General features: G+C 57.6%; 15 protein-coding genes. 4 read left to right on the top strand and 11 right to left on the bottom strand.

Features of this window, described 5'->3' with window-relative positions:
* Positions 1-197: 197 nt before the first annotated feature.
* From V6N02_RS22325 to V6N02_RS11680, 5 genes are all read right to left on the bottom strand, one after another.
* The gene (locus V6N02_RS22325; RefSeq protein ID WP_420884252.1) at positions 198-515 is read right to left on the bottom strand and encodes an oxidoreductase; all 318 of its coding nucleotides are present in this window, start codon (positions 513-515) and stop codon (positions 198-200) included.
* Positions 494-718 (bottom strand): hypothetical protein, encoded by a 225-nt coding sequence (locus V6N02_RS22330; protein WP_420884253.1) that lies wholly within the window; start codon positions 716-718, stop codon positions 494-496. Before V6N02_RS22330 ends, V6N02_RS22325 begins: the two co-directional genes overlap by 22 nt.
* Positions 715-918, bottom strand: a complete 204-nt coding sequence (locus V6N02_RS22335) for a hypothetical protein (RefSeq protein ID WP_420884254.1) — start codon at positions 916-918, stop codon at positions 715-717. The genes V6N02_RS22330 and V6N02_RS22335 overlap by 4 nt, the downstream gene beginning before the upstream one ends.
* A 157-nt stretch (positions 919-1,075) precedes the next feature.
* Positions 1,076-2,020, bottom strand: coding sequence for a LysR family transcriptional regulator (locus tag V6N02_RS11675; RefSeq protein ID WP_371225757.1), 945 nt, complete (start codon positions 2,018-2,020; stop codon positions 1,076-1,078).
* Positions 2,021-2,120: 100 nt separating this feature from the next.
* On the bottom strand, positions 2,121-3,452 hold the full coding sequence (locus tag V6N02_RS11680) for an aspartate aminotransferase family protein (RefSeq protein WP_371225758.1): 1,332 nt from the start codon (positions 3,450-3,452) through the stop codon (positions 2,121-2,123).
* A gap of 290 nt (positions 3,453-3,742) precedes the next feature.
* On the opposite strand from V6N02_RS11680, the gene V6N02_RS11685 reads away from it, so the two are divergent.
* From V6N02_RS11685 to V6N02_RS11695, 3 genes are all read left to right on the top strand, one after another.
* Positions 3,743-4,711, top strand: a complete 969-nt coding sequence (locus V6N02_RS11685; protein WP_371225759.1) for a TAXI family TRAP transporter solute-binding subunit — start codon at positions 3,743-3,745, stop codon at positions 4,709-4,711.
* Positions 4,712-4,822: 111 nt separating this feature from the next.
* On the top strand, positions 4,823-7,429 hold the full coding sequence (locus V6N02_RS11690; RefSeq protein ID WP_371225760.1) for a TRAP transporter permease: 2,607 nt from the start codon (positions 4,823-4,825) through the stop codon (positions 7,427-7,429).
* A complete protein-coding gene (locus tag V6N02_RS11695) occupies positions 7,426-7,860 on the top strand; it encodes a universal stress protein (RefSeq protein ID WP_371225761.1) in 435 nt (144 codons plus the stop codon). The genes V6N02_RS11690 and V6N02_RS11695 overlap by 4 nt, the downstream gene beginning before the upstream one ends.
* On the opposite strand, the gene V6N02_RS11700 is transcribed toward V6N02_RS11695, so the two are convergent.
* Positions 7,857-9,329 carry a M81 family metallopeptidase gene (locus tag V6N02_RS11700; protein ID WP_371225762.1) on the bottom strand — a complete coding sequence of 491 codons (1,473 nt, stop codon included), beginning with the start codon at positions 9,327-9,329 and terminating at the stop codon, positions 7,857-7,859. The two genes, V6N02_RS11695 and V6N02_RS11700, sit on opposite strands and share 4 nt — an antisense overlap.
* Positions 9,330-9,444: 115 nt before the next feature.
* Positions 9,445-11,043 (bottom strand): ABC transporter substrate-binding protein, encoded by a 1,599-nt coding sequence (locus tag V6N02_RS11705; RefSeq protein WP_371225763.1) that lies wholly within the window; start codon positions 11,041-11,043, stop codon positions 9,445-9,447.
* A gap of 133 nt (positions 11,044-11,176) precedes the next feature.
* Between V6N02_RS11705 and V6N02_RS11710 the strand changes: the two genes are divergently transcribed.
* Positions 11,177-11,962: a helix-turn-helix domain-containing protein gene (locus tag V6N02_RS11710; protein ID WP_371225764.1), complete on the top strand. Its 786-nt coding sequence runs from the start codon at positions 11,177-11,179 to the stop codon at positions 11,960-11,962.
* Between the two features lie 8 nt (positions 11,963-11,970).
* Here V6N02_RS11710 and V6N02_RS11715 read toward each other — a convergent pair whose 3' ends face one another.
* The 4 genes from V6N02_RS11715 to V6N02_RS11730 are packed head-to-tail and all read right to left on the bottom strand — an operon-like array spanning position 11,971 to position 15,074.
* Complete coding sequence (locus V6N02_RS11715; RefSeq protein WP_371225765.1) at positions 11,971-12,636, bottom strand: DUF1523 family protein; 666 nt, start codon at positions 12,634-12,636, stop codon at positions 11,971-11,973.
* A gap of 12 nt (positions 12,637-12,648) precedes the next feature.
* Positions 12,649-12,915, bottom strand: a complete 267-nt coding sequence (locus V6N02_RS11720) for a hypothetical protein (protein WP_371225766.1) — start codon at positions 12,913-12,915, stop codon at positions 12,649-12,651.
* A 4-nt stretch (positions 12,916-12,919) separates the two neighbouring features.
* A complete protein-coding gene (locus V6N02_RS11725; RefSeq protein ID WP_371225767.1) occupies positions 12,920-14,269 on the bottom strand; it encodes a DUF6638 family protein in 1,350 nt (449 codons plus the stop codon).
* A gap of 4 nt (positions 14,270-14,273) precedes the next feature.
* Positions 14,274-15,074 carry a hypothetical protein gene (locus V6N02_RS11730; RefSeq protein WP_371225768.1) on the bottom strand — a complete coding sequence of 267 codons (801 nt, stop codon included), beginning with the start codon at positions 15,072-15,074 and terminating at the stop codon, positions 14,274-14,276.
* Positions 15,075-15,078: the final 4 nt, after the last annotated feature.

The following is a 15,078-nucleotide window of genomic DNA, read 5'->3' on the forward strand; positions in this document are numbered from 1 at the left end:
TTTCCGGCGGGCATAGTCAGGTCTGATAGAATATGTCGGAGCGGAGAATTCAAGGGGGGATGAGGCGTGCATGGGACTGGAGCGGAAGTACATATGCCTGCTTCGAGGCCTTGGCTGTCTATTTGCACTAGCCGCATGACCGCCAGACTGCGGGTCCGAACAAACCACCAGAACTGACTGGTCATCGCCCTTCTGGTTCATGATTTCGGGATGCCAGCCTTTGCGCATTCCTCCATGAGAGTGGGGTTTTGCGTGCAACGACGTATCGACATGGTCATGTCGCCGTTGATGCAAATGTTGCAGCCGATACACTCGCGAATGTCTTCGATTCTCCTGTTTTCGGTTTTTTTAGGCAAGAACGGGCTGGCAATGGAGGGCCGCGCACAGCAGAAGAAATCGAACGTTCCGGATTTCGCCATCCCGACCATGACATCCGGAGAGGTGAAGTGCCCGACCCCGACAACAGGCCTATCAGACAGCGCGCGGATGCTTTTTACAAGGGTTTCCTGCGCCACTTCGTCCTTGAAGCGGCTGGGGCCGGAGCAGTCTCCCACGTGCCATGGGCCAGGTCCCAGAGATCGGGCAGATCGCTGTTCATCTCGATAAACTCACGCGGCTCGGCATTTGAAAATCCTAGATCGTCGAAGGATTCATCAAGTGACACGCGCAGTGTATTTGCCATGGAGATACCGACAGCATCTCGGATATCGGCAATCACCTCTTCGGCAAAACGTGCCCAATTCTCCAGGGGATCGCCACAAAGCAGATCAGATCGAACGCTGCCACCTTGGATCGTTTGGCGGCATTAACAAACCAGCGGCGCAGTTCGATGAAGGGCGTGGTTTCGGAGATATGATGCATCTCGCATTGTTCGGTGAACACCACGCCCCAGCCACCTTCGGCCTTGATCCCACGCATGGTGACGGCTGCAGATTGGCCACGATATCCGCCGAGCATTGCACTGGGGCACCTGACAAAAGCGTTTCTTGGCGATCAGCGGGCCGATCTTCACCGGTTCAAACAGAATGTCATAGCGTGGGTGGCGCACCTTGCGCCCCCTTCCTGATCGTTGCTTCTAGGGCAATCGTGCTAGAGCCATGTTCATCCCCGGAATACGATCATTGGTGATCAGCTCGGCGCAATGCTCCATGAAGGCCCGCACGCTCAGCACGCCCTCGGCCCCCGGTGAGGTGACCAGCCCCAGATGCATCGCCCGCAAATCCCCAGTCAGTGGAATAAACCGTAATTTGCGCCCGTCCGGCGCGCTGTCGGACATCGGCCTCACATTGGCAATCGCATAGCCATAGCCATTGGCCACAAGGCTGCGCATCACCGCCATATCGCGGGTGCGTTCGGCGATTTTTGGCTGAACGTTGGCCCGCTCAAACACTGACAGGAAGTAGTTGGTGCTGATCGGCAAATCCAACAGGATCATCGCGTGATCCTTGAGCTGATCGACCGACACAGCAGGCAGATCAGCCAGCGGATGATCCTCGGCCACCATCGCATAGGGCGGCAGCTCGGCCAGTGGTGTGAATGTTAAATCAGAAGGAATATCAATATCATAAGTGAGAGCCACATCAATCCCGGCACGGCGTAGCAGATCGAACAGTTCGGCCTGATTGCATTCGGTCTGGCGGATCTGAACGGCGGGGTATTTCGCCTCGAACTCGCGCCTAAGTGAGGGCACCACAAGTTGTGCGAAGGTCAGCAGGCAGCCCACGGCCAACGGTCCCTGCACATTGCCCTGAATGTCCCCGGCCAACCGGTGCAACGCGGCAGATTCGGCCAGAACGATCCGCGCCTGTTCCATGAATTGTCGGCCCGCCTGCGTTAGCGACAGCCCATGTGCATGTTTGCGCACGAAAAGCTGCAGGCCGAATTCCTGTTCCAACTGGGACATGGCAGCCGAGATCGAAGGCGATGAGACGTTCACCTTTTCGGCAGCCAGCGCGATCGAGCCCGCCTCGCCCACAGCGACGAAGTATTCCAGTTGGCGAAGGGTGAAACGCAAAGGCATTTGCGAATTATTCTTTGAAAAAAGCGCCTTAGCAAGAGCGGAGTTTGGCGAAGCGAAATCAGGAGGACGTCAGGCTTAGGGCGGCCCTAATCAAAATCGCTCAGACGACGCCCGCCAGCACCGTGTTTATGGCCCGCTCCAGGGCATCGAACGCATCGGTGAGTTCCTGTTCGGTGGCAATGAAGGGCGGGGCCAGAAGCACATGATCGCCATTGCGCCCGTCGCGGGTGCCGGGCATCGGGTAACAGATCAACCCTTCGGCAAAGGCAGCTTTCTTCAGCTTGCCTGCGATGCCATGTTTGGGATCAAACGGCGTTTTGCTATCGCGATCCGACACCAACTCGATCCCCCAGAAAAAGCCACGCCCCCGGATGTCGCCGACATGCGGGTGCTGGCCAAAGCGCTGTGTCAGCGCATCGCGCATAAACGGCTCCATCCGGCGCACGCGTCCGGGCAGATCATTCTCAAGCAGTTCCTGCACCACCGCGAGGCCCGCAGCGGTGGCGACGGGATGGCCAATATAGGTGTGACCGTGCTGGAAGAACCCTGTGCCATCCTGCACGGCCTTGTAGATTTCCGCGCTGCACAGCATCGCGCCAATCGGCTGGTATCCAGCGCCCAAACCCTTGGCAATGCACAGGATATCCGGAACAACCTCGTCGGCGTCGCAGGCAAACAGATGCCCGGTCCGGCCCATGCCACACATCACCTCGTCCAGGATCAGCAGCACGCCGTACTGATCGCAAATCTCGCGAATGCGGGTGAAGTAACCCGGCGCGCCGGGAACCGCCCCCATGGTCGCGCCGACCACCGGTTCGGCCATAAACGCCATCACAGTGTCGGGGCCGAGGCGCAGGATTTCATCTTCAAGCGCCTGTGCGGCGCGCTGGCCGTACTCTTCGAGGCTCTCGCCCTCTGCGCGCTCGGCATATTCAAAACAGGGCTGGATATGGCTGACGTCAATCAACAGCGGGCTGAACTGCTGGCGCCGCCATTCATTGCCGCCCGCCGCCAGGGCACCCAGCGTATTGCCGTGATAGCTTTGCTTACGGGCAATCAGGTGACGACGCTGAGGTTCACCCTTTTCGACGAAGTATTGGCGCGCCAGTTTGATGGCCGCCTCTGTCGCCTCAGAGCCGCCTGAGACGAAATAAACCCGGTCAATATCGCCCGGCGCGTTGGCCACCAGCAGATCGGCCAGTTGCTCGGCCGGATCAGAGGTGAAGAACCCTGTGTGGGCGAAGGCAAGGCTGTCCACCTGCGCCTTGATCGCATCGCTGACGCGGACGTTGGAGTGCCCCAGACATGACACCGCAGCACCGCCAGAACCATCAAAATACCGCTTGCCGGTCTCATCGATCAGAAAGCAGCCGTCACCGCCCTTGGCTGTGGGCAGGTCGGCATGACAATGGCGTGGAAAAACGTGGCTCATAAGGGCCTCCCGGTTGATCATCTCCTTGAACCAGATGACTCTGACGTTGACAAGAAATCAAACAAATGGAACGCTTCCCACTCAACACGCCAAAGGGGAACAGTGTTTGATCTCAAAGCGCTACCAAGGGCTTGCCGTGATTTCTAAGGCCAAAGCCAATAAAAGCCGCAGGCAGACCGCCCCCGAGGCTCGAAAAAAATAACAAAGCTACAACACGAGATTCGCGTTTGCGATCGCTCTCGCAGCCGCTGATTCTACCACCAAAAACATCAAACCAAAGGGAGAGACCGATGTTTTCCAAGTTCAAATTTACCCTCGCAGGTGCAGCAGTTGCCGCGATGATGGCCCCGGCGGCCTATGCCGAAGAGTTCATCACAATCGGCACCGGCGGCGTCACCGGCGTGTACTATCCCACAGGCGGTGCGATCTGCCGTCTGGTGAACAAAGGCCGCAAGGATCACGGGATCCGCTGCTCGGTCGAATCCACTGGTGGCTCGGTCTACAACATCAACACCATTCGCGAAGGCGAGCTGGAGTTTGGTGTGGCCCAGTCGGACTGGCAGTACCATGCTTATAACGGTAGCTCGAAGTTTGAAGAGGCCGGGCCGTTTGAAGGCCTGCGGGCAGTATTTTCGGTTCACCCCGAGCCGTTCACCGTTGTGGCCCGCGCCGATGCCGGGATCAGCAGCTTTGAAGACCTCAAGGGCAAGCGCGTGAACATCGGCAACCCCGGTTCCGGTCAGCGCGGCACGATGGACGTGGTTCTGGAAGCGATGGGTTGGACCGTGGGTGATTTCGCCCTGGCGTCCGAGCTGAAAGCGGCCGAACAGTCCGCCGCGCTTTGCGACAACCAGATCGACGCGATGATTTACACCGTGGGTCACCCCTCGGGTTCGATCCAGGAAGCCAGCACAGCGTGTGACTCGGTTCTGGTGAACGTGACTGGCGAGGCGATTGATGGTCTGATCGAGAACAACTCGTTCTACCGCACCGCCACCATCCCAGGCGGGATGTACCGAGGGTCGGACAATGAGACGACCACCTTCGGTGTGGGCGCAACCTTTGTGACCTCGGACGCGGTATCGGAAGATGCGGTTTACGCGGTTGTCGCAGCTGTCTTTGACAACTTCGATGACTTTAAAAAGCTGCACCCGGCCTTTGCCAACCTGAAAGCCGAGGAAATGGCCACCGCCGGTCTGTCGGCCCCTCTGCACCCCGGTGCGGCTAAGTATTACAAAGAAAAAGGCTGGATCGAATAATCCACCTGACTTTTGCGGGGGCGGTACGCCGCCCCCGCTGTTTGTTCCAACAAACGGGCGAAAACGCCCAAGACGCCGCCCAATGATGCGGCACTCAGGGAGACAGTGACGATGGCCGAAGACCAAAAGGGCGGCCGCCCTCTTAGTGAAGAAGAACTTCAGGAACTTGTCGCCTCGTCCGATGCGGGCGCGCGTAACCCGGCCGGATCGGTTGGGACGTTACTGGCGATTGTCGCTGTTGTCTGGTCGGTGTTTCAAGTGCTGTTGGCCTCGCCCATTGCGCCTTACGTGCTGCCCGGCGACCTGATCAACAACTCGCGCCAGATCCACCTGGCCTTCGCGATCTTCCTGGCCTTCATGGCCTATCCGGCGCTGAAATCCAGTCCCCGCAATTACATTCCGATTCAGGATTGGGTGATGGGCCTCGTGGCCGCATTCATCGCGCTTTATGGCTATTGGTTTTACGACAAGATCGTCAATGCGGGCGGTCTGGCGGATGACACCGATAAGTGGGTGGCGCTTGCCGGTCTTGTCCTGCTGTTCGAGGCTGCACGCCGAGCGTTGGGACCGGCCATGGCGATCATCGCCACGATCTTTCTGCTCTATGTTTTCTTTGGCTCCTCGGATGTGGTGCCCGAAGTGATCCGTTGGAAAGGGGCCTCACTGAAAAAAGCGATGAGCCATATGTGGATCACCTCCGAAGGCGTCTTTGGCATCGCCCTTGGGGTTTCGACCAAGTTCGTCTTCCTGTTTGTCCTGTTCGGCGCGCTGCTGGATAAGGCAGGCGCTGGCAATTACTTCATCAAGATGGCGTTTGGCGCGCTGGGACACCTGCGTGGTGGCCCGGCGAAAGCCGCCGTGGTTGGCTCGGCCGCAACCGGCCTGATCTCGGGTTCGTCCATCGCAAACGTTGTCACCACCGGCACATTCACCATCCCGCTGATGAAGCGGGTCGGCTTTACCTCGGAGAAAGCGGGCGCGGTCGAAGTGGCCAGTTCCGTGAACGGTCAGATCATGCCGCCAGTGATGGGCGCGGCGGCCTTCCTGATGGTGGAATATGTGGGCATCTCTTACGTCGAGGTGATCACCCATGCCTTCCTGCCCGCCGCGATTTCCTACATCGCGCTGGTCTATATCGTGCATCTGGAAGCGGTGAAGAACAACATGCCGACACTGGGCAACCGGGTTGTCAGCATGGGCAAGACCATTGGCGGAATGGCAATCTTCTTCGCCGGGTTCGCAGCGCTGTGTTACGGCGTGCAATACCCGGTGCGCTGGATCACCAATGTACTGCCCTCGTCCGGTCTGATCCTGTCAGCGCTGATTTTCGTGGTCTATGCTGCGCTGCTTTATCTGGCGTCGGGCGTTCCGGACCTTGAGCCGGATGATCCCAACGCCGCCGAGGTGGAACTGCCCGTGGTGGGTGAGATCTATAAGGCGGGTCTGTATTACCTGCTGCCGATCATTGTGTTGGTTTATTTCCTGATGATCGAACAGAAGTCGCCCGGCCTGTCGGCCTTCTGGGCAACGATGCTGCTGTTCGTGATCCTGCTGACGCAGCGCCCGCTGAAGGCAATGTTCCGCGGCGACAGCGACACCTACAATGCCTTCCGCAACGGCGTGGTCGATCTTTGGAACGGGTTGATTGACGGGGCCCGCAACATGATCGGGATCGGCCTGGCGACCGCCACTGCTGGTGTGATCGTGGGCACCGTGACCCTGACCGGGGTTGGTCAGGTGATGGCCGATCTGGTCGAGTTCCTGTCGGGCGGGAACCTGATCCTGATGCTGGTCATGGTCGGGCTTTTGTCCCTGATCCTCGGGATGGGCCTGCCGACCACGGCGAACTATATCGTTGTCAGCTCGCTCATGGCCGGTGTGGTCGTCGAACTGGGCGCGCAAAGCGGGCTGATCGTGCCGCTGATCGCTGTGCACCTCTTTGTTTTCTACTTCGGGATCATGGCGGATGTGACGCCCCCTGTGGGGCTGGCCAGTTTTGCCGCCGCCGCCGTGTCGGGCGGGGATGCGATCAAAACCGGGTTCACCGCGTTCTTCTATAGCTTGCGGACCGTGGCGCTGCCCTTCGTGTTCATCTTCAACACCGATCTGTTGTTGATAGACGTCACGTGGACGCAAGGGATAATCGTGTTCATAGCGGCGACCATAGCGATATTGGTCTTCACCGCTGGCACCATGGGCTACTTCCTGACCCGCAGCCGCATCTATGAAAGCATCGCGTTGATCGCTGTGGCCTTTGCGCTGTTCCGGCCCGATTTCTTCATGGACCGGATACAGCCTCCTTTCATGCAGATTGAACCAACGCAGGTTGTCAGCGCGGTGGACTCCGCCGAACCCGGACAGGAATTGCGCTTTGTGGTGTCGGGGCCGGATTTCGACACCGGGAACATGAAGGACATGTCACTTGTCGTGCCCGTGGGCGAAGGCGAGGATGGTACGGCCCGGCTTGAGGCCATGGGCTTTATAACGCTGGAAGAAGACGGGCTGATGAAAATGGAAGAGCCTCTGTTTGGCGCGCCGATCGCGGATCAGATGGGCAGCTTTGATTTCTACTCTGACGAGGCGGTTCGGATTTCCGAAGTGAAGGCGCCACAGACGCAGATGCCCAAAGAGCTGGTGTTTATTCCGGCGCTGATCCTGCTGGGCCTGATTGCCCTGCTACAACGCGGGCGCATGAGCAAAGAAGGAGTTCCGGCATGAGTATTAAAACCGTTCTGTGTGCTGTGGATATCAGCAATTCAAACCGCGATCTTGGCGTGCTGCAACAAGCGGCACGTCTGGCGGCCATGGATTACGCCCAGTTGGACGTGATCACCGTGGTGCCCGATTTCGGGATGAGCGTGGTCAGCAATTTCTTCGAGAAAAGCCACCATGATCATGCCCTGGAAGAAGCAAAACGTCTGCTGAATGATATGGCGACCGAGGCGCTGGGGGCTGAGGCCAATAGCAAGCTGCGCCACCTTGTAGGCACAGGCAACGCCTATGAGGAAATTCTCAAAGTGGCAGACACCGACAAGGCCGATCTGATCGTGATCGGGGCGCATAAGCCCGATTTTGCCGACTACCTGTTGGGGCCAAACGCCGCGCGGGTCGTGCGCCATTCCAAATGCTCGGTCTACGTCGTGCGTTAGGCGCTGTGCAGCATTGGCCGGCTGGCGATCTCGTCACGGGGCCAGAAATCAGCAATCCGTTTGGTGAAGGGAATGCTTGCGAAATCAGGCGAGGTTCCCCCCGGTGTTGCGACCTGAATGATCTGTGACGCGATCTTTTGAAAAGGCGCGTAGAAGTGGAACAGAGATTTCACGGTCACGATCGACTTGCTGGCCAGATCAATGCCCATCTGCTCAAACGCCTCGGGATGATAAACCTGCGTGCGCAGATCGTTGACAAGAATATCCACGTCCTGCCCAACCCGCAGCCAGACCATTGTGCCCAGAGGTTCCAGCCCTTTTCCAAGGTGCTGACCAAGGCCCGACCGGATGCGCTGCACCCGCGCGGTCAGATCAACAGGGGCTCCTGAATGGATACAGGTCTTGCCCCCCACCCGCAGAGCCAACTTGGCACCTTCGCCCGCATCTTCGCAAATTCGCACCACCATGGGATCCCAATAGATGCCGGTCGCGACATTCGACAGGTTCTGATCAAGAAGCGCACGCAGCATGAAGGTGGAATCGCCTGGTGCCCCGCCCCCGGAATTGTCGCCCATGTCAGCCAGCACCACGGGGCCGTCCGGCGCGCGTATGGCCTGCGTCAAAGCATCGTTCAAAGGCACCGCTTTGCACGACACAGAATCACGCAGATCATAAAACGCATGGCCAAGCCGTTGAGCGTGCTGTGTCGCAAGGTCGGGGTCGCCATCCGTCACGACAAGAACCTGAGCCCCGACATCGGCAACGTCTCCCCACGGAAAGCCGTGGATCAACGAGACGGACAGAATACCTGGCTCGTCTTCGAGCGCTGTCATGCGATCCACAAACCCGCGCATTGCGCCGGTCTTGGTCAGGTACATGTTGATCATCCCGCAGTGATGACGGCGCATCACCGGTTGGATCGCACTGGTCGCGGTTTGATGGGCCACATCAAACAAGTCGTTCGCACGTTCACTCGCGTCATCATGGGGGTATTCCTTGAAACAGACGATCAGATCACAGGCCTGCATCATCGCATCCGTCAGATGGCAATGGTGATCCAGGGACAGCCCAATCACCGCATTGGGGTACATCACGCGAATGCGGGCGGTGATATCACCCTCAACGTCATCGACTCCTTCGGCCACCATCGCGCCGTGCAATTGCAGCAACACGATATCAGCCCCGCTCGCAGCCTTCAGATCCGACAGGATTTCACCGCGCAACGCCTCGTAACAGGCGGCGACGGTCGGCCCAGCCGGTTCGGCAATCGCGGCCAGACTCTCCACCACGTCCCAGCCCAGCGCCTCACCCCGCGCGCGCCAGACATGCAGCGCCTCGGTCATCAGGTTGGGCGGGTCATGCGTGGCGGTGCCATGGCGCAGATAATAGGCCTCAAACCCCGCCATCCCTGTGGGCATGGTGGCAAAGGTGTTGGTTTCGGTGGACAGGGTGGCCATGAAAAGCCGCATATTCCTCTCCCTCAGGCGTGTCGTGAGATGAGTATAGACAGATCGTGCCGGGGCTTCACTCCCCGGCACGATTGCTTGCCAATTCCCCACTCAAAGAAGGGAACAGACAGGGAGATCAGGATGTCTTCCACCACCGGTTCATGAAGCTGGCCCCATCCACATCCAGGTTGGTGCCGATCACCTCGGGTGTGCCGACGCCATCGCGCGTGGCAAAGACATAAGAGGCAAACATCGGGATCGCCACGCCGCCATCATTGGCGACAAGATCCTGCATTTCCCAATACATCTCGCGGCGCTTGGCCTCGTCCAACTCCGCACGGGCTTCGGCCAGCAGGCTGTCAAAACGCTCGTTCGACCAGAAGCTTTCATTCCAGGATACACCGCTTTTGAAAGCCAGGGTGAACATCAGGTCTTCGACCGGGCGGCCACCCCAATAGCTGGCAACCCATTGTTTTTTCATCCAGACATCTGACCAGTAACCATCATTCGGCTCGCGGACTACCTTCACGTTGATCCCGGCTTCAGCCGCCGAGTTCTGGATCAGAAGCCCCGCATCAATCGCGCCGGCAAAGGCCGCGTCCGAGGCAGAAAGCTCTACGTCAATCGAGCTGAGGCCCGATTCCTTGAGGTGAAATTTCGCCTTGTCGGGATCGAAGGTTTTCTGCTCAAGTTCGGTGTTGAAGAACCGCTGTCCCGAGCCGATCGGGTGGTCATTACCCACCGCGCCATAACCAAACAGGATCTTCTCAACCAGTTCTTCGCGGTTGATCGCGTATTTCAGCGCCTGGCGCACGTTGTTGTCGTCATAGGGCGACATCTGGGTGTTCATCGCAAAGGTGTAATGCTGATTGCCCGCGATATTGTGCACGTTCAGGCCCGGCGCCCCGGCAAGGCGACCGGCGGTCTTCACGTCCACCTTGTCGGCAAGGTCCACATCTCCGGTCATCACAGCGGTCATGCGGGCGTTGGTGTCCAGAAGGGCAAGAACCTCCCACTCATCGACAAAGCCTTCGTCGTCGTTCCAGTGGTTTTCAAACCGCTTGAGCCGCGCCGAAACACCCGGCTGCAACTCTTCCAGCCGGTAAGGGCCACAGCCCACACCGGATTCCCAATCCATCTTGCCGTCAACGGCAGGCTGAACCGGAATATGATAATCCGTCAGCACCGCCGGGAAATCCGCATTGCCCGCATCCAGTGTAAAGACAATCGTATCGCCATCAGCCACGATGTCGGTGACGCTGGCCATAAGGGGGGCGGCAGCCGAGGTGTTATCCTCGCCCCGGTGGTGGTTCATCGAGACGATGACATCCTCTGTGGTGACGGATTTACCGTTATGAAACTCAAGCCCCGAGCGCATCTTGAAGCTCCAGACCTTGGCATCTGCCGAGGCTTCCCAGCTTTCAGCCATCGACGGTTGAACTGCGCTGTTGGGGTCCATCGTGGTCAGATAGCCGTTCATCGCGATACCCACGGGGATCATGAAACCTGCGGCGAACAGACCGGGGTCCAAAACATCGGTGGTGGCCCCGTGGCCCAGCCCGGCACGCAGTGTTCCGCCCCGTTGCGGTGTGGCCGCATGGGCGCGGTCCGCGAGGGTGGTGGCAGCTGACACGGTCAGGCCGGTGGCCAGCACGCCGCGCATGAACTGACGGCGGTCAATCTGACGACCCATCAGTTTCAATTCCATCTGGTGAATGTAGTCTTGTTTGTTCATCGCCATATCTCCCTGAGGCAAAACGATTGCGTTTTACCCGAGAAGATCAGCGAAAATAGCGTGCAAACAATTGCGCAACTCTATGCTATATTTAGTGAGTTTATGCTCCTGCCTTAAGTAGGATGACACGCAAATGCCCACGACCCTTGCAGATAACCTGAGATTTCTCTGTGCAGAAAAGCCTTCCGTGGCAATGGTTTGCCGCGAGATCGGAATCAATCATCAACAGTTCAGCAAGTATCTTTCCGGCAGCTCACGCCCCTCGGCCCATAATCTGCGTCGGATCGCACAGTATTTTGGTCTGGACGAAGCAGCGCTGTTGGGTGCGCACGCCGAACTCCGACTGGCTTTCCGGCGCGGGGCCGGCATTGGTGCGGCGCAACGATCAGACCCTCTAGCCACCGCATTTCCCGGTGATCTGTCCAAGCTGCGCCCGTATCTTGGGGCCTATCAGGTGTTCTTTCATTCGCCCCTGTCGGCCAACAGCATCATGGTGAATACCGTGTTTCTGGACGAGCGGGGCGGCGCGATTTATAGCCGCCTGATCGAGGCGCTCAAAACAGGGTCCACAGGACATCGCAGGTGGACCCGCTGTGACGGGAAAGTATCCTATCAGGATGGCAACATCTTTGTGGTCGACCGCGAGCGGCGAAATGAAAACGCGATGAGCATGTATATTCTGACCCCGCCGCAACGGCAGAAAAAGAGATACCTTTGCGGCACCATGTGCTTTCTGGCATCATTCCCCCGCCGAACGCCCTATGCCTCACGGGTCGTGTGGAAGAAATACGACAGTTACAAATCGGTGCGGGACTTGTTTGAGACATCCGGGGTCTATGCTTCGGACAGCCTGAAACTCGATCCGTTCATCCGTCGCTATCTGTCAAAGGATATCGAGGGGCATTCGTTTCAAATCTGACCCAAGCCTCAACCCCGGCGCTTGTCCTTGGCCCGCCACGTATCCAGCCAACGCGTGATCCGACCCCGCTTTTCGGACACCGCATCGCCTGCCGCATCCCAGCTGTCCTGAATGTCATCCACCACCGGGTCGATCCGGCGCTGACGGAACCGCCGCAGCATGCGCCAGATGCCCAGAACCACGGTCAGAAAGCCCACGATGATCACGATGTTCAGCCAGGGCAGGCCCTTGGGCGCGTCCGGGCCATCCACCGGCCAAACCTCGACCGCATTGGGGTAGATCGAGAAGAATTCATTGCGCCAGCCATAGTGTCGGATGATCGCCCATTTCGGCGCCTCGGCGGTGGCTTTGAGATCGCCCGCCTCGGCCTGCAGATTGGCGGTGTCGAACTTGAAATAGGGCGGCCAGCCCCAGCCGGTATCCTCGTTGCGATAGACCATCACACGGCCATTCTTGGCCCGCACCGTCTGGATGAAAAACACATCGCGGTTCACCGTCGTGGTGTCGTTGCCGGTATCCGGACTGGCCCAGAAGATCGAGTTCTCGCCGAAATCGATCCGCTTTTCATAGGTATCGGAAATGCGCACGATATCGCGCTGCGGCAGCGTGTAGTGAAACACCGCCGCAATCAGTATCCAGAAGGTGATCCAGAACGCCCATTTGAGGTAAACCATGCCCGCCCCCGATCAGTGGAAATTGGTGAAATAGATGATGATGCACATCGCCGAGAACGGGATCACGTAGACCCCGAGGATCAGCTTGCGCCGCAGTGAGCCGTCATATTCCTCAAGCCCCTTGTCGATATAGGCCTCAAGATCGCCGGGCTTGCCTTCTTCCTCCCACCACTCGCGCAGTTTGCGTTTGCGCACCGAGCGGGAATAGAGCGAAAGGCAGACATAGATCACCGTCAAAACGACAAATCCGATCACCATCAGGCGGGCCATGGCAAACATCGTTTCACTTCCTCCTTACCGGACCCCAGGGGCCGACGCGGTCAATCAGGGCCTCACTTCGCGCCGCCGGGGCGGGTTCTTCCATCGCGGCCTCATGCCCAAACAACGCCTCGCGCGCGCCCAGCTTGTCCACCTGATATTCATTCGTCAGATGGTCTACCACATAGTCCTTCTTTTCGTCACTCCACGTCTCGTAAAGCTGATAAAAGCGTTGCTTGTGACAGATGAACAACTGACGGATGTCCTTGGGCGATAGTTCGGACAGCATCATGTTGACCAGATCGGCATCCGGATGATCGGCGGCGCGCAGGGTATAGAAATAGGCGGGATCCTCGGACGTGATGCGCGGCCAGCGGCCCTTGTTCTGCGCCCAGTTCACCAGCTCGTTCAGCGCGTGGAATTCGGATGGCAGCTTGTCGGCATATTGGCGGGCCAGGCGGCGCATATCCGTGCGGGATCTGCGGCGCAGGGTAATGCCCTCATCCGCCAAAGCATCGACCAGAATGAAATCCATCTTCTGGCGCAGCACGGCGGCTGCGTCGATGCCCCGCGCCTTGACGATGGGTTCCACCAGCCCGTTGAGTTCCAGGAAATTGGCAAGGCGGTTGCGATTGCTCAGGTCAAACACATACTCGATCGGCATGTCGCCGACCATCTCCTTGGGCGCACAGGTGATGACGCCGGGCAGTTCCAAAGATTGGAACAGGTAGATACCGCCAAAATGCTCGGTCCAGTAATTGCGCTGCTCAAATTCCATGTGTTTGAGGTTCACGGGATTGCGCAGCACGTCACCGGTTTGCCCGGCCAGCTCGATCATCTCGGCGATCAGCACATCGTCGAACCACGCGTCATCCTCGTTCAGGAAGGTGGCGACCTTCTCGTCCAGCGCCTCGGACTGGCGGATCGCGCCATTGGTGGTGTCGGCCTCAACCGTGATCTTGCGGATATCAAACAGGCGCGCAGGGCTGGACAGGTCATAGACCGAATTCACCAGCTCTCCTGCCACCGCATCGCGGGTGGTCAGGGCAAACAACGCGCTTTCATTATCCTCGATGAACTGGCGCAGAATGCCTCGCGAGGTTGAGAATTTGGCATTGAGCAGAGGGGCGGTTTTCTGATGGGTGGACAGCAGAATGAACTGCCGGTTCACGCCCTGATGGTTGAGGTAGAGATGGTCGCCCAACTCATGCCCCACCTCCGGCGAATAGCCTGAGATGTCGATATAGAAATCGGTGAGCTGGGTGGTCTTGCCGGTGAGATGTTTGAGCGCCCGGTTATACCGCTCGACCAGAGCGGGGCTGTCCACATGGACCAGATTGCCAAACATGAGGCCGGATTTAATGAGGCGTTTCATTGGGCTACACTTTCAATCCTAAACTGAGACATCTCTCAAAATGCGCGGATGTAGCGTCCAATATACAATCTGAAATGCGGTCGAAATCCATATTGAACAAGCTTTGAACTTGCCCAGGACTTAACTCGTATTGAAGTTCTTTGACATCAGTTACTATGGATTCCAGCTCGATGATGTTTTCAAATAAACGTCTAAGCAGATGTTGGTTCTGCTCAAACTCAATGTCAATCAATGCAGGATCAATTAACGAAATCTCGTGCAATATGTTCTGTACATCTATGGACAACTCATGCTCTGGCCCATCCGAGTCTGTGCTTATTGCTGTTTCAGCTAGCTCCTGAAATGGAAACTTTCTCGCAAAGTCGAACAAGTAACCTGCGACTACTCTAAATCTGACTAGTTTTTGTTCTAGTAGTTCTGATGCTCTAACTTGAGCACGCTGGCTCTGTTCATCTTCAAATATTACGGCTTGTGCGGCTAAAGCTCGGGCCATGTCTTGAGTGGCTTCACGCTGAGCTCGAAACTCTTTTCTTTGTTCTTTGAGTTCGTGATTCTGCAAAAACACAGTCACAATGATCCATACGAATGCTAATGCGGAAAACAGACCCGCTAACGTATCTCCAATCTCATTGGGATCGCTTTCCCAGAAGATCCAAAGATTTGTTTCGCACACAGATCCGATGCACCGCTCTCGCAAGCCAAGGATTAGATATCCGAATAGAATGATCGCTGTAAGCGTAACGCCATACGCAATGGGATTATCTTTTCGCCAAAAAGACTGTTTGATATCGCGATGATCAGACACTCAG

It is taken from the genome of Roseovarius conchicola, assembly GCF_041403425.1.
GTDB lineage: Bacteria > Pseudomonadota > Alphaproteobacteria > Rhodobacterales > Rhodobacteraceae > Roseovarius > Roseovarius conchicola.